This is a genomic window from Thiocystis minor, assembly GCF_016653465.1.
Lineage (GTDB): Bacteria > Pseudomonadota > Gammaproteobacteria > Chromatiales > Chromatiaceae > Chromatium > Chromatium minus.
In genome coordinates this window covers 14,720-36,103 of the sequence record NZ_NHSQ01000151.1, presented here as the reverse complement: position 1 = coordinate 36,103, position 21,384 = coordinate 14,720, and the positions used below count along the sequence as shown (strand labels likewise).

Sequence of the window (21,384 nt, the reverse complement as noted above, 5' to 3'; positions counted from 1 at the left end):
CGCCCGAATCAACGACGCGCCAGCAGGACCAAATCATCGCCACGCTGGACCCGCAGGCTGTAGAGCCCGCCGGCCTTGCTCAAGAGAATGGCGATCTCGCGCAGACTGTCGATCCCTTGACCGTTGACCTGCAGGATGCGGTCGCCCTCGCGCAGACCCGCGTTCCAGGCAGGGGTATCGGTTTCCACCGTCCCTACGGGCACGGCGGGCACGCCGCCCCGGCGGTCCAACTCACCCAAGAGCGCGCCCGCCAGGATGGGCGAGAGGCGGTCGCCGCGGACGAAGTCACGGTAGGGATCGGCGATGATTCCGCTCAGACGGCGCTGCTTGCCGCCACGCACGATTTCCAGTTCCACCCGCTCCCCAACCCGCAGCAGTCCGAAGCGATTGCGCAGATCCGCCGATCCCCGGACGGGTTTGTCGTTGACCGTGAGGATGATGTCGCCTTCGCGCAGTCCCGCGTCGTCGGCTGCCGAGCCCTTTTCCACGCTCGTGACCAGCGCGCCCTCGCGATCCTCAAGGTTAAAGGCCGCAACCAGTTCTCCGGTCAGATCCTGCACCCCGACACCGAACAAACCACGCCGCACCGCGCCATGCTCCACAAGCTGCTCCATGATCGCCCGAGCCATATTGGCCGGGATCGCGAAGCCGATGCCGATATTGCCGCCGCCCGGGGCGAGGATCGCGGTGTTCATGCCGACCAGTTCGCCGCGCAGATTAACCAGGGGACCGCCCGAGTTACCCGGATTGATCGAGGCATCGGTCTGAATGAAGCTCTCGTAGCCCTCGATGCCGAGCCCGGTGCGTCCCAGCCCGCTCACGATTCCTGAGGTCACCGTTTGGCTGAGACCGAAGGGATTGCCGATCGCCACGACGAAATCGCCGACTCTGAGCGAGTCCGAATCCGCGAACGACAGAGCGGCCAGATCCTTGGCCGGGATGCGCAGAACGGCGATGTCGGTGGCCGGATCGGTACCGATTAACTCAGCGGCGAGGGTGCGGCCGTCGTGCATGCCGATCCCGATCTCCGACGCCTTGGCAATGACGTGATGGTTCGTCAGGACCAGCCCGCGTTTGGCGTCCACAATGATCCCGGAGCCCAGGCTATTGTTTTTCCGTTGCTGACGTTCCTGCGGAATGTCGAAGAAATGGCGGAAAAAGGGATCTCGCAGCAGCGGATGATCCGCCGCCTCGATCTGGCTGACCGTGGAGATATTGACGACGGCCGGAACCGCCCGCTCCAGCATCGGCGCCAGACTGGGGAGCGGCTGATCGTCGATCGACGTCGGCAGCCCCGCGCGCAATGGCGGCGCCGACAGCAGAAGCGGAATGAGAACGAAAGCGAGGACAAGATGTCGGATAAAGGTCATGGCTGGCCGTCTGATTGAGATCGCATGACATCAAAAATAAGGGAGCAAGCCTGATTGCGCAATGGATGACGACGTTTTGCGCGCAACCGTCAAGAGAGGCAATCCCGACCTTCGATGAACATCGGTAGGCGAGAGGCGCGTGATCGCTGTCAAGGCAAGCGTGAAGGGCTGGAGACAGACAGTGAAAAGACGGGGCCGAACAGAGGGACCGAACTTGCGTACGGGGGTAGACCCTGGAATTGAGAAGGTAAACCCTGGGATTGAGAAAGCGCTTATTTTTCCAAGCCATTGAGAGAATGGTGCCGAGAAGAGGACTCGAACCTCCACAAGCTTTCGCTTACATGGACCTGAACCATGCGCGTCTACCAATTCCGCCACCTCGGCATGAGGCTTGGAGTGTCATCAAGCGAGCGATGACGACACCGAGCGAGGCGCGAATATTAGTGAGACGCGCCGGGCTTGTCAACGGTACACTTAGCCTTTTTGAGAATTCACGAGATCACGTGGCAAAACGTCAACCCTCCAGTACCGCCAGAGACGCGGATCCGCATCGCCAGCGCGAGGCGAAGAAATACGCCAACCCCATCCCGAGCCGCGAGTTTATCCTCGATACGCTCACCAGCAACGGGGTGCCTCAATCCTTCGAGGAGCTGGCCACCACCCTCACCCTGACCGACGAAGAAGATCGGATCGCGCTGGAACGCCGACTCGGCGCCATGGTGCGCGACGGTCAGTTGGTCCGCAATCGCAACCAGGCGTTCTGTCTGGTGAACAAGCGCGATCTGATCGCGGGACGGGTGATCGGTCATCCGGACGGGTTCGGCTTCGTGCGTCCTGACGAAGGGGGCGACGATCTCTATCTCTACGCGAAGGAGATGCGCGCGCTCTTCCATGGCGATCGGGTCGTGGTGCGGGTGAGCGGACGCGACCGGCGCGGGCGTCTGGAAGCCGCGGTGGTGGAGATCCTGGAGCGCAATACCCGCACCGTGGTCGGTCGTCTCTATCAAGAGAGCGGCGTCGGTTTCGTGATGCCGGACAAAAAGCGTCTGACCCACGACATCGTCATCCCGAGCGACCGCATGGAAGGCGCGCAGCAGGGTCAGATCGTGGTGGCCGAGATCACCGATCAGCCAACCTCGCGCACCCAGCCCATCGGGCGCATCGTGGAAGTGCTCGGCGATCACATGGGGCCGGGCATGGAGACGGATATCGCGATCCGCACCCATGATCTGCCGGTGGACTGGCCCGAGGAGGTCAAGGCGGAAGTCGCCGAACTCGCCGCCGAGGTGCCGGAGACGGCGAAGGAGGGCCGCACGGATCTGCGCAAACTGGCGCTGGTGACGATCGATGGGGCCGATGCGCGTGATTTCGACGATGCCGTCTACTGCGAACGCAAGCCCAAGGGCTGGAAGCTGCTGGTCTGCATCGCCGACGTCTCCAGCTACGTGGTCCCCGGCACCGCGCTGGACACCGAGGCCAAATCGCGCGGCAATTCGGTTTACTTCCCGGATCGGGTCATCCCCATGCTGCCGGAGATCCTCTCGAACGGACTCTGCTCGCTGAATCCCCAGGTGGATCGGCTGTGCATGACCGCCGAACTCTATATCAACGCGGAAGGCAAGGTCACGCGCACCCGCTTCTTCGAGGGCGTGATGCGCTCCCAGGCACGCCTGACCTACGATCAGGTCGCGGCCATGGTGGTCGATGGCGATGCCGATCTGTGCGCGCAATACGCGGATGTGTTGCCCCGTCTGCACGAACTCTATCAGCTCTATCAGGTGCTCCACGCAGCGCGGGTCGAGCGCGGTGCCATCGACTTCGACACCACGGAAACCAAGTTCGAGTTTACCAACCAGGGCCGCATTGAAGCGGTGGTGCCGCTGATCCGCAACGATGCCCACAAGCTGATCGAGGAATGCATGCTGGCCGCCAACGTGGCCGCCGCGCGTCTGTTCGAGCGCAAGCGGATTCCGGCGCTCTATCGCATCCATGACACCCCGAGCGAGGAAAAGCTCACCGATCTGCGCGAGTTCCTCGGCCAGTTGGCCCTGAAGCTGCCGGGCGGCGCCAAACCGACCGCCGCCGATTACGCGCAACTGCTGGAGCAGGTGAAGGATCGCCCGGATCGCCGCCTTATCCAAACCGTGCTGCTGCGCTCGATGCAGCAGGCCATGTACAGCGCGGACAATGTCGGCCATTTCGGCCTGGCCTTCGATGCCTATACCCATTTCACCTCGCCGATCCGACGCTATCCCGATCTGATCGTCCACCGCATCATCAAGCATCTGCTCGCGGGCGGGACGGCGGCGGATCTGGACTACTCCAAGATCGACCTGCAACAGATCGGGGAGCAGTGTTCGGGCACCGAGCGGCGCGCCGACGAGGCGACCCGCGACGCCGAGGACTGGCTCAAGTGCGAGTTCATGCAGGACAAGCTCGGCGAGCAGTTCGACGGCACCATCACCAGCGTCAATTCGTTCGGCATCTTCGTCGAACTCGACGAGGTGCATGTGGACGGACTGGTGCATATCACTGCGCTGGACAACGATTATTATCACTTCGACCCCATCGGCCACCGGCTGCACGGCGAGCGGACCGGGATGGTCTATCGTCTGGGCGACCGGCTACGGATTCAGGTCGCCGCGGTGAATCTGGACGATCGCAAGATCGATTTCGTGCCGGTCGCGGTCCCGGTCGCGGGATCGGGCGGGCGCAAGTCCGCGAAGTCGGGCGGCGACAAGTCTTCCGGGCAAGCCGCCCCCAAGCCGGCCGCCGAACAGGGCCGTCGCAAGTCCGCCGGCCAGGTCGCTCGCAAGAAGACAGCCGCTCAGGGTGCGCGGAAAGTCGTCGACGAGGGTGCCCCAAAAGCGGCTGAACCGGCTGGCGTCAAGAAGCCGCGCTCGCGCAACCGTCGCAAGCGCAAGCCTTCCGGCTCCGCGCCTGAGTCCTGACGGTGAAAGACCTCTCCCCTGTCAGCGGAATCCACAGCGTTCGCGCCGCGCTCAAGTTTGGCACCGAGGGCGTCGCCGAACTCTGGCTGGAACGCACCCGACGCGATCGACGGCTGGCCGATGTCGCGGAACTGGCCCGTCAGGCGGGCGTGAAGGTCCGTCAGGTCGACCACGACGAGCTGGACGGCAGCGCAGAGGGGGCAAACCATCAGGGCGTTCTGGCTTGGGTGCGGGTGCCGGCGGCGCGCTCCGAACAGGATCTCGCGGCGCTCCTGGACGCTCTCCAGGAACCGCCCTTCCTGCTCCTGCTCGACGAGGTACAGGATCCGCACAATCTCGGCGCCTGTCTGCGCACCGCCGAGGCGGTCGGCGTTCAGGCCGTGATCGCGCCCAAGGACAATGCCGTTGGTTTGACGCCCGTGGTCTGCAAGGTCGCCAGCGGCGCGGCCGAAACCCTGCCCTATTTTCAGGTCACCAATCTGGTCCGCGTTATGGAAGAACTCAAGGCGCGGGGAATCTGGCTGACCGGAACCGCCGGCGAGGCCGACATCGACCTCTACGCGGCCGATCTGACCGGCCCGCTGGGGCTCGTCATGGGCAGCGAGGGCAGCGGTCTGCGACGTCTGACCCGCGAACGCTGCGACCGGCTGGTTCGTCTACCCATGCGCGGCCAGGTCGAGAGCCTGAATGTCTCGGTCGCCGCCGGGGTCTGTCTGTACGAGGCATTGCGGCAGCGTCGATGAGTCGATCGGCAAGTCCGTCGTCCGGACTCTCAGAACACCCAGGCAATCAGCAGCGTGAGGATGAGGAAAAACGAGAAGAACGATCCCAGCATGAATTGAAGTTCCCCGATCAGACCGTCGCCCGCGACGATCGCGAACAGCACGAACAGACCGAGGGTCACGCCAAAGCCCCAGGGCACGGCCTCCTTTAGCCCCATCCCTGTGTTCAATGCCGCGACCGCCGGCACCGTCGCGGGCAGCAGGACGGCGGCCACCACCAGAAGCAGGAGTACGACGACGCTCAGGACGACCGCCAGAAGTTTCCAATCTCCACGGTTGTCGGCGCCCATCCTCAGACTCCGGATGACGCCTGCGCCTTGACCAACTCGCGGATCCGCGCCGGCTCCGGCAGGCCGCGCACCATCATCTCGGGATTGTCGCCGGCGGTGAAGACCTTGATGTCGCCCGCGTTCATGATGCGCTGCAACAGACTCTGACTGACCCGCACGGTGCGCACCGAGGCCATGTTGATCTCGGTGTATTGCTTGTTGAGCAGACCGTGGGTCCAGAGCAGCTCATCCTGCGTGATCACCAAATGATCCGAGCGCGTTGCGACCCACCAGATCAACAGCTGCAGCGTCGCGATCGCAAAGACCCCGATGCCGATCGCTTGCAGGGCCTTGCCATCGACCTGATCGACGATCGCCTCGGGCAGGAACGCCAAGACCTGATCGCCGAGCACGGCGACCAGGATGCCCCCCAGCAACAGCAGGATGGTCAGCAGGGTCGCGAACGGTCGCATCCGGACTAGGGAAGGGTGAGCGTCATAACGAATCTCGGACATTGGTCTCTCTCCTTTACGTCGCGATACATCAGATGCTGATCGATCATTTCCATTTCTCGGCTCGAAGCTCCGTCGCGGATAGTATCAGCAAGAATCCCGGTGAAACAGCGAGGAGCGTTGTCGCCGCCAGCCTCCTAAACCGCGCCGGACATGGGATGCACCGTTTCGAACGAGCGGTCGGACTGGCATGGACCCACGGTCATCGGAGCAGGCGCGGCGGTTGAGCGCGTTTCCAACCGGAGTCACGAAGTCGCTTCATCATTTTTTCTATCGTTGAAAACAGACTGACGGCCTGCCACTCCAAGTATGAATGCTTTAAAGTAGTTCTACTCAATGTCACGCCCGTTCACACCGTCCTACCCGACGCAAGGAGACACCGCATGGCCCTCGTGAAAAAATCCTCGACCACCGCAGGGACAACCGCAGCCGACGGCAAGACCTCCGCCGTGGCCGCGCGCGAGGCCGAAGCCCAACGCAAGCGAGCGCGTACCCTCGCCAAGCAGCAGCAGGCGGCCGAGCGGATCGCCGCCGCGACTGGCCAGTTGTCCTCCGGCATCAATGAGGCGGCATCAGCCGCAGAGGAGCTGAAGCGCGCCGCCGATCAGATCGCCACCGGTGCCGAGGAAGCCTCCGGCGCGGCGCAGGAGTCGTTGGCGGCCTTTAAGCAGGTCGAGGCGGCCATCGGTCGCCAGTTGCGTAGCGCGGATGTCAGCCAAGCCAAGAGCGAGGCCACGCAAACGCTGGTGGCCAGGACCAGCGCCGAGGTCGCGGGGTTGGTGACGAATGTCGGCGTCGCCGCGCAACGCCAGACGGCCTCGGTGGAACGGGTGGCCGATCTAGAGAAGCAGGCGGCCAGCATCGGCGATATCGTCAAGGCGGTGGCGCGCATCGCCGACCAGACCAATCTGCTGGCGCTGAACGCCGCCATCGAGGCCGCCCGTGCCGGCAAGCACGGCAAGGGCTTCGCCGTGGTGGCCGACGAGGTGCGTACCCTGGCCGAGACCTCCGAGAAGAGCGCCAAGCAGATCCAGGATCTCGTCGGTCAGATTCAGAGTGAGGTCAAGATCATCGCCGAGGGGATTGGCAGTTCGGCCAAGACCGTGGAGGAGGAGGCCGAAAAGGGCAAGACCATCACCACCCAGTTGGAACAAATCCGTCTCGACGCCGCCGAGATCGTCAAGGGCGCACAGGAGATCGCCGCCGGTGCCCAACAGTCCAGCACTGCCGCCCAGCAAGCGCTGAAGGGATCGGAAAATATCGCCGCCGCCGCCGAAGAGCAGTCTACCGCCGCCGAAGAGGCCGCCAAGACAGTAGCCGAACAGGCGCAGGCACTGGCCGAATGCGAGCAGGCGGCTCAATCACTCTCGGAGCTGGCGGAAGAACTCAAGACCTCCACCGATGTCGCCAAGAGCGCCGAGGAAGTCGCCTCCGCCGCCGAGGAGCTGTCCTCCGCCGTCTCCGAGATCAACCGCTCCAGCGACCAGATCATGATCGCCATCGATCAGATCCGCAAAGGCGCGGAGGTGCAGTCCGCGGGGACCGAGGAATCGGCCGCCGCCATCACCCAGATCGAGAAGGGGCTGGAACTGGCCCAGGCCCGCGCGACCGTCGGTGGCGAAAAGGTGGCGGCGATCAAGGCCCTGCTGGGCGTGAACAAAACCACCGTCGACGGCTTGGTCGCGGGCATCTCCTCGGCGGCGGATTCCTCCCGCTCCAGCATCAGGCAGATCAAGGATCTGGAGCTGGTGTCGCGGCGCATCGACAAGATCGTCGACGCCATCACCACGGTCTCAATCCAGACCAATATGCTGGCGGTCAATGGCTCGATCGAGGCGGCGCGGGCTGGTGAGTTCGGCAAGGGGTTCGTGGTGGTAGCGACCGACATCCGCAACCTCGCCCACGATTCCGCCGAGAATGCCGACAACATCAAGGATCTGGTGAAGGCGGTACAGGATCAGATCGGGGTGGTGGGGCGCGATCTGGAGGAGATCGTGGCTGGCGCGATGAGCGAGGTGGAGCGGGCCAAGGCCACCACCGCCAATCTGGTGATTATCGAGTCGGACATCGCCGTCGTGGAGACCGGCACCCAGGAGATCCTGGCGGCGGCTAACGAGATCGCCACGGCCATCGCGCAGGTGAAGACCGGGGTGGAACAGATTTCCGCCGCGGCCCAGGAGGCCGACAAAGCCGCCACCGAAGCGGCCACCGCGTCGAAACAGCAGTCGCAGGGGGCCGAGGAACTGGCCGCCGCCATTGAGGAAATCGCCTCGCTCGCCGATGAACTGCAAAGCGCCTGACCGGGGGATGCCATCATGACTTCAGCGACACTGGAACGACGAGACGCGCCGCCGCCTCCCACCGACGGCGACCTCGACGAGCAGATCTCCGACATCCGTCAGTTCGTCACCTTCATCGTTGGCGACGAGGTCTTTGCCGTGGACATGGCCCCGGTACAGGAGATCATCCGTGTCCCCGAGGTGGTGCGGGTGCCCTTGGCCCCGCCCAGCCTCGACGGTCTGGCCAACCTGCGTGGCAAGATCCTGCCGATCGTGTCGCTGCGTCATCTCTTCGGTCTGGCCGAGCGTGACGACGATGACACCACGCGCGCCCTGGTGATCGACATCGGCCAACCATTGGGTTTCGTGGTGGATCGGGTCGCCAGCGTGGTCGGCGTCGAGCCGAGCAAGATCGAACCCGTGGGAAGCATCAGCGGCACCGTGGATACCGAGCTGTTGTCCGGGCTCATCAAGGACGTGGGCGGCCACGCCATGATCATGGTGCTGGATTTCGCCAAGCTGATCGGCCGGGAGTTCGCGGACATTGTCAGCGTCGCCAAGACCGCCGGCATGGCCGGCGGCCTGTTCAGCCGCGCCGAAACCAACGAGGACGGGAACAGCGACGAACTGCAACTGGTGAGCTTCGAGGTGGCCGGGCAGGAATACGCCATTGCCATCGAGAACGTCCAGGAGATCGTGCAGGTCCCGGAGCAGATCGTGCATGTGCCCCGCTCGGAGGCGCATGTACTCGGTGTCATGAGCCTGCGCAACCGCCTGCTGCCACTGGTGAGTCTGCGCCGGATGTTCGCGCTGCCTCCCCGCGATGCCGACGAGCATAGTCGCATCGTCGTGGTGTCCCTGGGCGCGGCCTCGGTCGGCGTGGTGATGGACAGTGTCAACGAGGTGCTGCGGGTCGCCAAGGCCGACGTGGAGGCCATGCCCGGTCTGCTCGCGCGGGAAGGGGATCTCGCCGATATCTCCGACATCTGCCGGCTGGACGGCGGCAAGCGCCTGGTGTCGATTATCTCAACCGACAATCTGTTCAGTCATTCGGCTATCAAGGAGGCGTTGACGACCGTGGATACCTTGCAAGACGATGAGCGAGGCGATGACGACGCTGAGCGGGATGAGGAAGGCACCGACGACGATGAGCAGGTGGTGGTGTTCCGCCTCGACAAGGAGGAGTTCGGGGTACCGATCGAGAGTGTGCAGGAGATCGTGCGTGTCCCGGACGAGCTGACGCATGTGCCCAATGCACCCGCCTTCGTGGAGGGCGTCATCAACCTGCGCGGCACGGTGTTGCCGGTGATCGACCTGCGCCGACGCCTGGGGCTGCCCGGCGTGGAGCGCTCGGACCGCCAGCGCGTCATGGTGTTCCTGATCGACGGCGCGCGCACCGGGTTCATCGTCGATTCGGTGGCCGAGGTGCTGCGGATCCACAAGAGCGTGATCGAGCCGGCGCCCCGGCTGTCCGGCGATCAGGCCAAACTCCTGGCGCGCATGGCGAACCTGGAGAAACAAGGACGTCTGGTGCAGTTGATCGACCCCACCCAACTGATGCAGGGACGGGAGCTGGCCGACCTGGCGGAACTGTCGGCGTGAGCAGTAAGGACGGTCGGTGTGAGCGGGCGGGACCAGGGTTGGTGACATGATCAAGCTGCTGATCGTTGACGACTCGGCGCTGATGCGCCGTCAGTTGACCAACGTCTTCCAGGTGGAAGGCGACTTCGAGATCCGCCAGGCGCGCAACGGCCGGGAGGCAGTGGAGGAAAACCGCGCCTTCCAACCGGACGTGGTGACGCTGGATATCAACATGCCGGAGATGGATGGCATCACCGCGCTATCGCTGCTGATGGCAGAGCGGCCGGTGCCGGTGGTCATGGTCTCCTCGCTCACCGAGAAAGGGGCGCTGGCGACGTTCGAGGCGCTCAATCTCGGCGCCATCGATTATCTGGCCAAACCCGGCGGGACCATTTCGCTCTCCATCGACACGATCAGCGACGAGCTGGTGACCAAGGTGCGCGCCGCGGCCCGCGCCCGACTCAAGGCCAAGAGCGCCCGTGGACTGGCGCAGCGGCTGCGGGAGGAGCGCGCGAAGCCAGCCCCCCGCCCGCTCGCCGTCCGGCGTGGCGTGGCGGGCGAAGGACTGGTCGTGATCGGCGTCTCGACCGGCGGCCCGCGCACCCTGGAGGACATCCTGCCGCTGTGGCCGGCGGATTTCCCCTGGCCGATCCTGGTCGCCCAGCACATGCCGGGCTCCTTCACCCGCCCTTTTGCCGAACGCATGAATAGCCTATGCTCCCTCACGGTCGTAGAAGTGGACCGTCCCATGGCCGTCGAACCCGGCACCGTCTATATCGGCAAGGGTGGTGCGGATATGGTGGTGGGGCAGCGCGCCGGGAGATTGACCGTCCTCGCCAAGCCGGAGAGTCGCGAATTTCTCTGGCACCCCTCGGTGGAACTGCTGGGCCGCTCGGTGCTGGAGCACTGCGACCCGGCGCGCGTGGTGGCGGTCATGCTGACCGGCATGGGCTACGACGGGGCGGATGCCTTCGCCGAGATCAAGAAGCGCGGCGGGCGCACCATCGCCGAATCGGAGCAATCCGCCGTCGTCTTCGGCATGCCGGCCGAACTCATCGCCCGCGGCGGTGCCAGCCTGGTGCTGCACGCCGACAAGATCGCCGCCCAGGTCAATGTTTGGGCGGGGCGTTGAGGCAGTAGGCAGTAGGCAGTAGGCAGTAGGCAGTAGGCAGTAGGCAGTAGGCAGTAGGCAGTAGGCAGTAGGCAGTAGGCAGTAGGCAGTGTGTGTTTATCGTGTCGCCGGAGAAGTTCTACCGATCGCACCTGGATTTTCGTTTTTGGATGACAAAAATATTCTAAAACAGCGGCTTGTAAAATACTGACGACTGAAAACTGACGACTATCTTATGGGTTTGGTGGGATTTGAGAATCTTGATGTCTGGAAGAAATCTGCGCGGCTCAGCGCGGACCTTTACAAGGCGTTGATGGATTTGAGGGACTTCGGATTTCGGGATCAGATCACCCGGTCAGGGCTCTCGGTTCCAAGCAATATCGCGGAAGGGATGGAGCGACGATCCCACAAGGATCGGCAGCGATATCTCGATATCGCGCTCGGGTTCCTGCGGCGAGCTGCGTACACAGATATACATCGGAGTCGAGATCGGCTACATCGACAAAGAACAAGGTCGCCTCTGGATCGCTCAAACAAGAGAAATTTCCGCCATGCTGATCGGACTGCGCAACAATCTTACTGACCACTGACCACTTCCCCCCCCATGCCCCTAATCAAGTCACAAACCGCCGAACCTGTCACCGAGGAGGCGCGCAAATCCGCGCGCGACTGCGCGGGCCTGGTTGCGCAGTTGGCGGATGCCAATCCCACCGCCCGGCGCTGGGCGGCGCGGGATCTGGCGGATTGCCCGAACGCCGCGGCGGTGCTGCTCGATCATCTGAAACGGGAACCGGAGGTCTCGGTTCGCGAAGTGATCCTCACGACCTTGACTGCCCTGGGCGATGAGACGGCAGTGGCCGGTCTCGTGGACTGTCTGAGGAGCGAGGACGCTGCGCTGCGCAACGAGGCCATCGAGGCCATGCGGCAACTGCCCGACGCGATGGCGCCCATCATGCGCGGGCTGCTCGCCGACCAGGATCCGGATGTCCGCATCTTCGCGGTCAACATCCTTGAATCCTTGTGTCATCCTGACGTTGAAACCTGGCTGATCGAGGTCATAGACTGCGACCCCCATGTCAACGTCTGCGGCACGGCGGTGGATCTGCTCGGCGAGGTGGGATCCATGCAGGCCCGCGAGAGTCTGTTGCGCCTCAAGGCGCGCTTCGCGAATGAACCCTACATCCGATTTGCCGCCGATCTGGCCCTGGAGCGCCTCCGTGATGCCTGACCCGGTCCCGGTCGACCCGACCATCAGCGACGCGGATTTCCAGAAATTCCGTGAATTTTTCTACCGCAAGACCGGCATCCAGTTCGATTTGTCCAAACGCTACTTCGTCGACAAGCGACTGGTGGAACGCATCGAGGCCACCGGCACGGGCTCCTTTCGCGGCTATTTCACCCTGCTGCGCTTTCAGGTCAACGGCGAGGAGTTGCAGGCGCTGACCAATCTGATGACGGTCAATGAAACCTATTTTTTTCGCGAGGAATATCAGTTTCAGTGTCTGGTCAATTCGGTCCTGCCGGAGATCGTCGCCCGCAAGACCGACCGCCGCCCCGTCCGTCTCTGGGTGATGCCATCCTCCTCCGGCGAAGAGCCCTATTCCATTGCCATCTATCTCCTGGAACGTTGGGCCGGCATCCATCACTGGGATGTCGAGATTATCGCCTCCGACATCGATACCCGGATTCTCGCCCAGGCACGCCAGGGACTCTATTCCACCCGCTCGGTACAGCATCTGCCTGCCAGGTATCTGCAACAGTATTTTGAGCGTCGGGCCGATGGCTATCAGATCTGCGACGACCTGCGCCAGTCAGTGGAATTCACCCGGGTCAATCTCGCCGAACGCACCGATACTCGCCCTTATCGCGATTTCGATGTGATTTTCTGCCGCAACCTGCTGATCTATTTCGACGATGTCTCGCGTAAGACCGCAACCGAAACCTTCTATGACATTCTGAAACCAGGCAGCTTCATCTTTCTCGGTCATTCGGAATCCATGAGCCGCAGCTCATCGCTGTACAAGGTGCGCAAGTTCCCCGAGGCCATCGTCTATCAAAGACCCCTGGAGGAACGATGAAACGCATCCTGATTGTCGATGATGCGGCGACGGTGCGGCTGTATCACCGCGAGATTCTCGAAACGGCGAATTATGCGGTGGAGGAGGCGATGAACGGGATTGAGGCGCTGGAAAAGGCCCTCCAGTCGCCATTCGATCTCTATCTGGTGGACATCAACATGCCCAAGCTGGACGGCTACGGATTTCTGCGTGAGCTGCGCGGCCAGGATCTGCCGCAAGCGCCCGCCATCATGATCTCCACCGAGGCGCAGGCCAACGATGAGCAGCGCGCCTATATTGCCGGCGCCAACATCTATCTGATCAAGCCGGTCAAACCGGACCGACTCCTGACTCAGGTCCGGCTGCTGCTGGGGGATGTATACCGATGAATCCATTGCTCGAACAGTTTTTGTCCGAGGCACGGGATTTCCTGCAAGGCATCGGCGAAAAGCTCATGCAACTGGAGAACGCCCCGGACGATGCCGCGCTGATGGGCGAGCTGTTCCGACTGGTGCATACCCTCAAGGGCAACAGCGGCCTGTTCGATTTCCCTGAAATGACGCGGGTGCTGCATGCCGGCGAGGATTTGATGGATGCCGTGCGCAATGGCCGTGTAGCCTATTCGCGGCTCCTGGCCGACTGCCTGCTGGACGCGATGGATTTCGTCGGGATGCTCTGCAATGAAATCGAGGCCAATGGGGCGATGGGCGTGACCCATGCCGGAACCTCGGTGCGCCTGGTGGAGTCACTGCGTCAATTGATGGAGAGGGATGCCGCCGGGCCGCGACACGCTGACACGATCGAGACTGCCGAGGCGGAAACCGCTAGCGGAGCGACAGAACACCCGTCGGCTTCGTTCAGGGCAGACCTGCCGCTCGCCGTCATTCCCGAGGCCGCGCGCATGGATGCCTACCGACACGCCGGCGCGGGCCATCTCTTGCATTGGATCGCCTACACCCCATCCGAACAGTGTTTCTATCAGGGCGAGGATCCCTTCTTTCTGGCGCGACAGACACCCGAGCTGCGATGGGGCTGCATCGAGGCACGCGATCCCTGGCCACCCTTGGCCGAGATGGACGCCTACTGTTGCCTGCTGGATTTCTGTCTGCTAACCGCTGCGCCGCGTGCCGAGCTAGAAGAACACTACCGCTATGTGATGGATCAGGTGGAGATCGCACCGTTGCCTCGGTTGGCTCTCGTGCTGCCGCAAGGCGACTCGAACGGTGGGCCGGTGTATGACGATTTCGCCACCGACGCTCGCCATCTGCTCGCGACAGGTGACCTCGTGGGTCTGGCCCGCAACGCCGGCACCATGCTGGAACTCTCCAACCCCGATCTCTGGATCGCCTCGGCCCTGCGCTGGCTGCGGTTGATGTTGGAGATCGAACCCGAGAACCGCGCCGCCCTCGCCGTGCTTGTCGAGTCACTGAGCCGCCTTGCCGCCCCCGATTGGGCTTCCATCCAGATCGGTACGACTGGATCGGCAGAGCACAGCGAAATCACTCGTCCTTCTCAACCTGACGACGGCCAATTCGTTGCGACAGCTAGCGAGTCGAGACCCATGGAGCCAATCAATCAAGGCCAGGCGATGGCGAATGGGCCAGCGTCGGCGGAGGCTGATGCCTTGGCTGCCATCGTCGCCACGCAACGCGAGATCCTGGCACTGACAGACGATCCCGCCTGGCTGCCGGGCCGGATCAAGGCCGCCGCCGCTGCGCTGGCCGGCTGTCTGCGTGTCTCCGTTGCTCCCGATGCCCTGCCGGGGCTGGAAACCGGCCTGGACGCCGCGACCACGCTGGCACTGGCAGACAACAGCGGCGCTGCGCTGTTGGCCTGGCTCGACGGCCAATTTTCCCCCTCGCTGGATCTGAGCGACGCTGAAGGGGCAGCGGCGGATGGCTCGGTCAACGCGGAAGAGACGACCGCAACGATGGCGCGCGAGTCAACAACGCAGGCACCATTGGCACCGACGCCTCCGCCCGAGGGGGATGGCGAAATCAAATTCGGTCGTCGCGCCGAGGACGCAATCGCCGGACCCAAGAGCCTCAAGGTCGATCAAGCCAAGATCGATCGTCTGATGAACCTGATCGGCGAGATGGTGGTGGCCAAGAACGCGCTGCCCTATCTCGCCGGACGGGCCGAAGCGGTGTTCGGGGTGCGCGAGCTGTCGCGCGACATCAAAGGCCATTACGCGGTGATCAACCGCATCGCCGAGGAGATGCAGGACGCCATCATGCAGGTGCGCATGATGCCCGTCTCCTTCGTTTTCCAGCGCTTCCCGCGACTGGTGCGCGACATCTCGCGCAAGCTCGGCAAGGAGGTCAACCTGGTCCTGGAAGGCGAAGAAACCGAGGCCGACAAGAACATCATCGAGGCACTGGGCGATCCGCTGATGCACATCGTGCGCAACAGCCTGGATCACGGGATCGAGTTGCCGGAAGTCCGCCGCGTCGCCGGCAAGCCGGCGGCCGGCACCCTGACCCTGCGCGCCGCGCAGGAATCCGACCGGGTGGTGATCGTGATCCAGGATGACGGCAAGGGGATCGATCCCGACGCGATCAAACGCAAGGCGTACGCCAAGGGGCTGATCGACGAGGCGACACTGGAGCGCATCGGCGATCAGGAGGCCGTCAATCTGGTCTTCGCCGCCGGGTTTTCGACGGCGGAGCAAGTCTCCGACCTCTCCGGTCGCGGGGTCGGCATGGACGTGGTCCGCACCGCCGTCGACAAGGTGAACGGAACCCTCGCCTTGACGAGCGAGCGCGGGCGCGGCACCCATCTGTCACTCTCGTTGCCCTTGTCCATGGCCGTGACCAACGTCATGATCGTCGTTTCCGACGGCCAGCGTTTCGGGATTCCCATGGACAGCGTGGTGGAGACGGTGCGGGTTCCCCGCGCGGCGATCCGGACCATCAAGCACAGCCTGGCCACGGTGTTGCGCGGGCGCATCGTCCCGCTGAAGTCCATCAACGGATTGCTCGGGCTCGACGTCGCGCCCAAGGCCAACGCCGATGATGAACTGGCGGTGCTGGTGGTCCGTCTGGGCAATGAAGCGGTCGGTCTGCTGGTGGACGATTTCCGCGAGACCCTGGATATCATCCTGAAGCCGATGACGGGCGTGCTGGCGGGAATCCCGGCCTATGCCGGCTCCGCCTTGATGGGCGATGGGTCGGTGTTGATGGTGCTCAACGTCAAGGAAATACTGTGATGTCGATCGAATTCAAGCGAAACCTCGCCGTGTTTCGCGAGGTCGTGAGTGTCGAGGAAGCGGAAGGTTTGCTGGAATGGCTGCAAAAGAAACCGACGGCCAAGGTGGATCTGGGCGCCTGCGTCCATCTGCATCCCGCGAACCTGCAAGTGCTGATGGCAGCGAAACCCGTCATTCAGACTTGGCCAACGGATGCGCAACTGCGCGTCTGGCTGGAATCCGCGTTGGTCGCGCATTGAAGATCTGGATCAAGGAGAACAAGGTATGTCGAAAACCATCATGATCGTGGACGATTCGGCCACCATGGTGTTGAGCCTCAAGTCCACGCTGGAGATGAACGGCTTCAAGGTCGAAACCGCCGGCGACGGCGCTCAGGCGCTCGCCAAGCTCAAGGCTGGCGTGAGGCCCGACCTCATCATCACCGATATCAATATGCCCAACATGGGTGGGTTGGAACTCATCAAGAACGTGCGCGCGCTGCTGGGTTTCCGGTTCACGCCGATCCTGACGCTCACCACCGAAAGCCAGGCGGAAAAGCGCGACGAGGGCAAGAAGCTTGGCGCCACTGGCTGGCTGGTGAAACCCGTGCCCGGACCCGATCTCATCAAGGTCATCAAGCAAGTGCTGCCGGGCGCCTAGCGGGATCCGCGATGACCTCCGCCGAGATTCCATTTCCCTCGCCTGGCGCGCTGTTCCGGCTCCTGATGGTGGCGCTGGCCGCCCTCGCGCTCAACGTTCTGATCGCCTGGTTCCTCTCGCCCTGGCTGCGCGAGACCTTCATCGTCCCCATGAACATCGGCTATGCCACCGAAATCGCCCTGACCACCGGTGTCTCCACGATCTCCGTGCTGGCGTTCACCGCGGGGCTGGCGTGGGTCTTCCTGCGTCGGGATGTGCGGCAACTCACGTTTTTGCTGCGCGACAGTCGGTCTCGGCTCGCGGGCATGCTCACGCAACAGCATGCCGTTCAGGACGAGATCCGCCATGTCCCACCCTACCTCGACATCATGGGCAGCCAGATGGACGGTGCCGTCGAGGAAACCGAGCGTGGCGTCCTGGCGGTCATTGAGCAGATCGATCAGGTGCACGAACTCTCGCGGATGCAGGTGGAGCGGATCGGCCATTCCATGCGCAACGGCATGGCGCTGGCGGACATCATGCAACGGCAGACGGTCAACAATCAGCAGGTGATCGCCGTCCTGACCGAGCATCTGGATGGACAGAGGGCTGAACTGAACCGCAACCTGGAGCGCATCGAGCGGCTCGCCAACCAGGTGGGGGCGCTGTCCCCGCTGGTGGGGATGATTTCAGGCATCGCCAATCAGATCAATCTGCTGGCACTCAATGCCGCCATCGAGGCCGCCCGCGCGGGCGAGGCGGGACGCGGCTTTGCCGTGGTCGCGGGTGAAGTGAGGGCACTCTCGACCCAGACCGCCAACGCCGCGGCGGATATCGCCGGCAAGATCAGCGCCGCGACCCGGGGCACCCAAGCGGAACTGGCCGTCGCCCGGGACGCGAGGGACAAACAACAATCCAGCGACCGACTGCGCCACATCATCGACGAGATCCGCGTCATGGAAACCCGCTTTACCGAAGGTAGCGGCCTGCTGATGGAGGTCATTCAGGGGGTGGAGGCGGGTAACCAGGAAATCGTCACGCGGTTGTCCGAGGCGCTGGGTTACATCCAGTTCCAGGACGTGGTGCGTCAGCGCCTGGAGCAGGTCGGGATTGCACTGCGCGAACTGGGCGAGCACTTGCAGGGGCTGGATGATTATTGGGGCCATCCCGACTGGGACGGCAGCCTGCCAACGAGCCTCAAGAAGCGTCTGGACGGACATCTCGAACGCTATGTCATGTCCAGTCAGCGTCAAACCCACGCCTCCGTGACCGGCGAGGTCGTAGCGAGCGACGAGCGACCCCAAATCGAGCTGTTTTAAACCGGCGTCTGCCGACCTGCCTGATGGCGGGAAGCAGAAAGACGCGACAAAACGATGGATTTCTCTCAGGACGCGGTGTAGCCATGGCCAAGATTATCGCGATCTCCAACCGCAAGGGCGGCACCGGCAAAACCACCGTCGCCGTCAATCTCGCCGCCGAACTGGCGGCGCTTGGGCGCCGGGTACTGCTCGTCGACCTCGATTCGCAGGGGCATTGTGCCACTGGACTGGGCGTGCAGGTGGACAAGGGCGCGCCGACTGCTCACGACATCTTTCTCGATCCACGGGCCAACCTGAACGCGGCGGCGCGGCGCACGGACGACCCAAACCTCGCGCTGGTCCCAGCCGACCAGCTCTTCGAACACGGCAGCGGCCCCCGCGATGAGCGGCGCCTGGCCCTGGCGCTCGCGCATGAAGACATCGCTGCGGACTTCGATCTGGTGATTCTCGATACCCCGCCATCCCTGGACCATCTGCTGCTCAACGCGCTCACGGCGGCGCATTGGGTGCTGGTTCCCTATGTTCCGCATCAGCTTTCCCTGGAGGGCATGCGGCAATTGATGCGGGTACTGTTCAAGGTCATGTCGGGCGCGAATCCGCAATTGAAGATCCTCGGCCTGCTGCCGACCATGGCCGCGGAGCACATTCGCCAACACCGCCTGGTGACGGGCGAAGTCTCGCGCCAGTTCGGCGCCCCCCGCGTGCTGGCGGGGATCCGCAACGACATCCGCCTGGCGGAAGCCTTCGGTGCCGGCAAGCCCATCCGCCGGTACGCGCCCAAATGCCGTGGGGCCGAGGATTTCGCCGCCTTGGCAGCCACTCTGGCGCCGCTCGTGGATGAGCGTTAAACCGTGCCCACTGCAACGGCCGTGAGTTCGTGCGAGGATGCGCCCATGCGGAAACGATGCGGATAATTCTGGACGCGGTTATCGATGATCCCTTACTCGCTACGACATCTCTCGCCCGGCCCGATCCGCTCGCGCCTGCTTCGCGACCTGATTCTCCTGGTCGCCTTCACGGTCGGCGTCCTGGTGACGATCAATCTTCTGCTGATCGACGACATCAAGCACGATCTGGCGGGGAGCCGGATCGCCGGGGCCACGGCACTGGTCCGCGACGAGGTCCGCGGTCTGTTGTTTCCGGTGCGCCAGCAATTGTTGATCCTCCGCGACGGACTGCAAAGCGCCGGGATCGCGCCGGAGGATGAGCCGGCATTGAATCAACGCCTGATTCCGACGCTTGCCCACATGCCCCAGATCGCGGGCGTCATCGACGCCGCGGCCGATGGCCGGGAGTATTTTCTACGCCGTGACGGAGACGGCTGGCTGACGCGGGTGCGCGAGTCGGGCGAGACGGCGCGCTACGCCATCCACCAGTGGGACGCGGCAATGCGCCGTCTGGAGCAGAGCGAGGAACCGGCGAGCCAAGACCCGCGCGCCCGGCCCTGGTTCATCGATGCCCTGGAGACGCCCGGACAAGTCGTCTGGAGTCCGCCCTATGTCTTCGCCTCGCTCCAGGTACCCGGTGTCACGGCGTCGATCGCCTGGACGCAGTCCGAGCAGATTCGGGTGACGGCGCTCGACGTGACGCTCCAGAGCATCGTCGACGCCATCCAGGGGCTCGACATCGCCACGGAAGGTCAGGGGTTTCTTTTCAGCGGCGCGGGCGGGGTCTTCGTGCCGCCGGAATCCTCCGAGGCACCGGCCAGCGATCACCATGCCAGTGGCTTTTTCTCGGCTCAGGCGCGCCTCGGCGGACCGCTCCAGTTCGACGCCGTGGCCGCCTGGAACGCCAGCGGTCAGCCGATCAACGAGCTGGTCCGCTTCCACAGCGGCGGCGAGGACTGGTGGGGCGGCTTCCATCCCTTGACCGACGACCGGGATGGCGCCTGGATCGGCGTGGCCCTGCCCGTCTCCGCCACCCTGACCATCCTCCAGAGCCGCTGGCACATCATCGCGGTCACCGCGCTCGGCATCCTCGCCGCCAGCCTCGGCCTAGCCCTTTTAGTGGTGCGCAAATACAGCCGTCAACTGCGCGACCTGCCCAAGCTCAGTCTCGATCGACGCCGGCTGGAGCAGGATCTGCGGGAATTGATCGCCGCCGGCGAGGGGACGCATCTGGAATTCAAATCCACCATGCGGATGAACCTCCACACCCAGACCGCGGGCAAGGAGATCGAACTCGCCTGGCTCAAGGGCGTGGCCGCCTTCCTCAATACCGAGGGCGGCATCCTGCTGATGGGGATCGCCGACGATGGGACCGCGCTCGGCATGGCCGCCGACAAGTTCGAGAACGAGGACAAATGCCAGCTCCATTTCAAGAATCTGCTGAACCAGCACCTGGGGCCTGAATACGCGCGTTTCGTGCGCTTCTATCTGCACGATTTGGATGGCCTGCGCATCGGCGCCGTCGAGTGCGAACGCGCCGACGCGCCGGCCTTTCTGCGCGACGACAAGCAGCGCGAGCTATTCATCATCCGTAACGGTCCGTCCAACATCGAACTCTCCATCAGCCGGGCGCTCAATTACATTCGGGGCCATTATTAAACCGCGTCCGGCGTATCGTGCGCGGTCCGGACGCGACCAAATATCCACGATCCTTGCGCATTCCCTGCACGAGCGATGCACCCTCGCCCTCTATTCTCTCTCTCGTCGGAGCCCAATCGCTCCGCCGCACTCGGGAGGGCCAAGCGCCAACCGATCCCGCAACCGAATCGAGAGGAATGACGGTATGAAAGACTCACGCATCCGCACCGGACTCACGGGCATCGCCGCCGCCACGGGCCTGCTCATCGGCGCATCGTTCATCGGCCCCGCCCAGGCCAGACCGCACGATGGCTGGGGCCTCGGTCCCGCGCAGGGCGTCGAGACGCGCATCGAACGCATGACCGGCCAACTCGGCCTGACCGAGGCACAGCAGGCGGAGATCCGCAAGATCTTGGAGGCCGAGCGCGCGCAACGCGATCTGCAACGTCAGGCACTGCGCGAGCAGATCGACGCGGTTCTGACCGACGAACAGAAAGCCACGCGCGACGCCGCCATGCAGACGCGCCTGGACCGCCGTCTGGAACGCATGACCGAGCGGCTCGACCTCACCGACGAGCAGGTCGCCAGCATCAAGGCCATTTTCGATGAGCAACGGACCAATCCGGATTTGAACCGAAGCGACGTGCGCGAGCGGGTTTCGTCCGTCCTGACCGATGAGCAGCGCGCGGCCAGCAATGATCGGTCGAAGCGCAATTCCGGGGCCGATCGGCGAGACTCCCAAGAACAGCCCGATCGTGATCGCCTCTGACGGAGACGTCCGAGCGCGAACTGTGTAGCCTGG

19 protein-coding genes, 1 tRNA gene and 1 pseudogene are annotated in these 21,384 nt (G+C 63.7%); 17 read left to right on the top strand and 4 right to left on the bottom strand.

What is annotated here, in order from left to right:
• Positions 1–8 precede the first annotated feature (8 nt).
• Together CCR95_RS20450 and CCR95_RS20445 are read right to left on the bottom strand one after the other, a co-directional pair.
• Positions 9–1,370 (bottom strand): DegQ family serine endoprotease, encoded by a 1,362-nt coding sequence (locus CCR95_RS20450; protein ID WP_201097934.1) that lies wholly within the window; start codon positions 1,368–1,370, stop codon positions 9–11.
• Between the two features lie 297 nt (positions 1,371–1,667).
• A tRNA-Leu gene (locus tag CCR95_RS20445) sits at positions 1,668–1,754 on the bottom strand.
• A 119-nt stretch (positions 1,755–1,873) separates the two neighbouring features.
• On the opposite strand from CCR95_RS20445, the gene rnr reads away from it, so the two are divergent.
• Positions 1,874–4,321, top strand: a complete 2,448-nt coding sequence (gene rnr / locus CCR95_RS20440) for a ribonuclease R (RefSeq protein ID WP_201097932.1) — start codon at positions 1,874–1,876, stop codon at positions 4,319–4,321.
• A 2-nt stretch (positions 4,322–4,323) separates the two neighbouring features.
• Complete coding sequence (gene rlmB / locus CCR95_RS20435; RefSeq protein WP_201097930.1) at positions 4,324–5,064, top strand: 23S rRNA (guanosine(2251)-2'-O)-methyltransferase RlmB; 741 nt, start codon at positions 4,324–4,326, stop codon at positions 5,062–5,064.
• A gap of 29 nt (positions 5,065–5,093) precedes the next feature.
• Here the strand turns inward: rlmB and CCR95_RS20430 are convergent, their stop codons facing one another.
• Together CCR95_RS20430 and CCR95_RS20425 are read right to left on the bottom strand one after the other, a co-directional pair.
• Positions 5,094–5,393 (bottom strand): hypothetical protein, encoded by a 300-nt coding sequence (locus CCR95_RS20430; protein WP_201097928.1) that lies wholly within the window; start codon positions 5,391–5,393, stop codon positions 5,094–5,096.
• A gap of 2 nt (positions 5,394–5,395) precedes the next feature.
• Entirely contained in the window at positions 5,396–5,887 is a 492-nt protein-coding gene (locus tag CCR95_RS20425) for a PH domain-containing protein (RefSeq protein ID WP_201097926.1), read from the bottom strand.
• Positions 5,888–6,267: 380 nt separating this feature from the next.
• Here CCR95_RS20425 and CCR95_RS20420 point away from each other — a divergent pair, with 380 nt between their 5' ends.
• From CCR95_RS20420 to CCR95_RS20355, 15 genes and pseudogenes are all read left to right on the top strand, one after another.
• Positions 6,268–8,184: a methyl-accepting chemotaxis protein gene (locus CCR95_RS20420; RefSeq protein WP_201097924.1), complete on the top strand. Its 1,917-nt coding sequence runs from the start codon at positions 6,268–6,270 to the stop codon at positions 8,182–8,184.
• A 15-nt stretch (positions 8,185–8,199) separates the two neighbouring features.
• Positions 8,200–9,765 carry a chemotaxis protein CheW gene (locus tag CCR95_RS20415; protein ID WP_201097922.1) on the top strand — a complete coding sequence of 522 codons (1,566 nt, stop codon included), beginning with the start codon at positions 8,200–8,202 and terminating at the stop codon, positions 9,763–9,765.
• A 46-nt stretch (positions 9,766–9,811) separates the two neighbouring features.
• The gene (gene cheB / locus CCR95_RS20410) at positions 9,812–10,876 is read left to right on the top strand and encodes a chemotaxis-specific protein-glutamate methyltransferase CheB (protein WP_201097920.1); all 1,065 of its coding nucleotides are present in this window, start codon (positions 9,812–9,814) and stop codon (positions 10,874–10,876) included.
• A 214-nt stretch (positions 10,877–11,090) separates the two neighbouring features.
• Positions 11,091–11,240: pseudogene (locus CCR95_RS26485) on the top strand (four helix bundle protein); the annotation flags it as partial.
• The gene (locus CCR95_RS26480; RefSeq protein ID WP_420825680.1) at positions 11,197–11,445 is read left to right on the top strand and encodes a four helix bundle protein; all 249 of its coding nucleotides are present in this window, start codon (positions 11,197–11,199) and stop codon (positions 11,443–11,445) included. The pseudogene CCR95_RS26485 and the gene CCR95_RS26480, both read left to right, overlap by 44 nt.
• A gap of 14 nt (positions 11,446–11,459) precedes the next feature.
• Positions 11,460–12,083 carry a HEAT repeat domain-containing protein gene (locus CCR95_RS20400; protein ID WP_201097918.1) on the top strand — a complete coding sequence of 208 codons (624 nt, stop codon included), beginning with the start codon at positions 11,460–11,462 and terminating at the stop codon, positions 12,081–12,083.
• The gene (locus tag CCR95_RS20395; protein ID WP_201097916.1) at positions 12,076–12,933 is read left to right on the top strand and encodes a CheR family methyltransferase; all 858 of its coding nucleotides are present in this window, start codon (positions 12,076–12,078) and stop codon (positions 12,931–12,933) included. The genes CCR95_RS20400 and CCR95_RS20395 overlap by 8 nt, the downstream gene beginning before the upstream one ends.
• Positions 12,930–13,301, top strand: a complete 372-nt coding sequence (locus tag CCR95_RS20390; protein ID WP_201097914.1) for a response regulator — start codon at positions 12,930–12,932, stop codon at positions 13,299–13,301. The genes CCR95_RS20395 and CCR95_RS20390 overlap by 4 nt, the downstream gene beginning before the upstream one ends.
• Positions 13,298–16,120: a chemotaxis protein CheA gene (locus tag CCR95_RS20385; protein ID WP_201097912.1), complete on the top strand. Its 2,823-nt coding sequence runs from the start codon at positions 13,298–13,300 to the stop codon at positions 16,118–16,120. The genes CCR95_RS20390 and CCR95_RS20385 overlap by 4 nt, the downstream gene beginning before the upstream one ends.
• Positions 16,120–16,359 carry a hypothetical protein gene (locus CCR95_RS20380; protein ID WP_201097910.1) on the top strand — a complete coding sequence of 80 codons (240 nt, stop codon included), beginning with the start codon at positions 16,120–16,122 and terminating at the stop codon, positions 16,357–16,359. Before CCR95_RS20385 ends, CCR95_RS20380 begins: the two co-directional genes overlap by 1 nt.
• Positions 16,360–16,384: 25 nt before the next feature.
• Positions 16,385–16,759, top strand: a complete 375-nt coding sequence (locus CCR95_RS20375; RefSeq protein WP_201097908.1) for a response regulator — start codon at positions 16,385–16,387, stop codon at positions 16,757–16,759.
• Positions 16,760–16,770: 11 nt separating this feature from the next.
• The gene (locus CCR95_RS25965; RefSeq protein ID WP_201097906.1) at positions 16,771–18,057 is read left to right on the top strand and encodes a methyl-accepting chemotaxis protein; all 1,287 of its coding nucleotides are present in this window, start codon (positions 16,771–16,773) and stop codon (positions 18,055–18,057) included.
• A gap of 83 nt (positions 18,058–18,140) precedes the next feature.
• Entirely contained in the window at positions 18,141–18,905 is a 765-nt protein-coding gene (locus tag CCR95_RS20365) for a ParA family protein (RefSeq protein ID WP_201097904.1), read from the top strand.
• An 84-nt stretch (positions 18,906–18,989) separates the two neighbouring features.
• Entirely contained in the window at positions 18,990–20,603 is a 1,614-nt protein-coding gene (locus CCR95_RS20360) for an RNA-binding domain-containing protein (protein WP_201097902.1), read from the top strand.
• A gap of 184 nt (positions 20,604–20,787) precedes the next feature.
• A complete protein-coding gene (locus tag CCR95_RS20355; protein WP_201097900.1) occupies positions 20,788–21,351 on the top strand; it encodes a Spy/CpxP family protein refolding chaperone in 564 nt (187 codons plus the stop codon).
• Positions 21,352–21,384: the final 33 nt, after the last annotated feature.

Bases quoted from the DNA above. Each gene is read 5' to 3' on its own strand.
- CCR95_RS20450 (WP_201097934.1), bottom strand. From the start codon at position 1,370: ATGACCTTTATCCGACATCTTGTCCTCGCTTTCGTTCTCATTCCGCTT.
- CCR95_RS20430 (WP_201097928.1), bottom strand. From the start codon at position 5,393: ATGGGCGCCGACAACCGTGGAGATTGGAAACTTCTGGCGGTCGTCCTG.
- CCR95_RS20425 (WP_201097926.1), bottom strand. From the start codon at position 5,887: ATGTCCGAGATTCGTTATGACGCTCACCCTTCCCTAGTCCGGATGCGA.
- CCR95_RS20420 (WP_201097924.1), top strand. From the start codon at position 6,268: ATGGCCCTCGTGAAAAAATCCTCGACCACCGCAGGGACAACCGCAGCC.
- CCR95_RS20415 (WP_201097922.1), top strand. From the start codon at position 8,200: ATGACTTCAGCGACACTGGAACGACGAGACGCGCCGCCGCCTCCCACC.
- cheB (WP_201097920.1), top strand. From the start codon at position 9,812: ATGATCAAGCTGCTGATCGTTGACGACTCGGCGCTGATGCGCCGTCAG.
- CCR95_RS20400 (WP_201097918.1), top strand. From the start codon at position 11,460: ATGCCCCTAATCAAGTCACAAACCGCCGAACCTGTCACCGAGGAGGCG.
- CCR95_RS20395 (WP_201097916.1), top strand. From the start codon at position 12,076: ATGCCTGACCCGGTCCCGGTCGACCCGACCATCAGCGACGCGGATTTC.
- CCR95_RS20390 (WP_201097914.1), top strand. From the start codon at position 12,930: ATGAAACGCATCCTGATTGTCGATGATGCGGCGACGGTGCGGCTGTAT.
- CCR95_RS20385 (WP_201097912.1), top strand. From the start codon at position 13,298: ATGAATCCATTGCTCGAACAGTTTTTGTCCGAGGCACGGGATTTCCTG.
- CCR95_RS20380 (WP_201097910.1), top strand. From the start codon at position 16,120: ATGTCGATCGAATTCAAGCGAAACCTCGCCGTGTTTCGCGAGGTCGTG.
- CCR95_RS20375 (WP_201097908.1), top strand. From the start codon at position 16,385: ATGTCGAAAACCATCATGATCGTGGACGATTCGGCCACCATGGTGTTG.
- CCR95_RS25965 (WP_201097906.1), top strand. From the start codon at position 16,771: ATGACCTCCGCCGAGATTCCATTTCCCTCGCCTGGCGCGCTGTTCCGG.
- CCR95_RS20365 (WP_201097904.1), top strand. From the start codon at position 18,141: ATGGCCAAGATTATCGCGATCTCCAACCGCAAGGGCGGCACCGGCAAA.
- CCR95_RS20360 (WP_201097902.1), top strand. From the start codon at position 18,990: ATGATCCCTTACTCGCTACGACATCTCTCGCCCGGCCCGATCCGCTCG.
- CCR95_RS20355 (WP_201097900.1), top strand. From the start codon at position 20,788: ATGAAAGACTCACGCATCCGCACCGGACTCACGGGCATCGCCGCCGCC.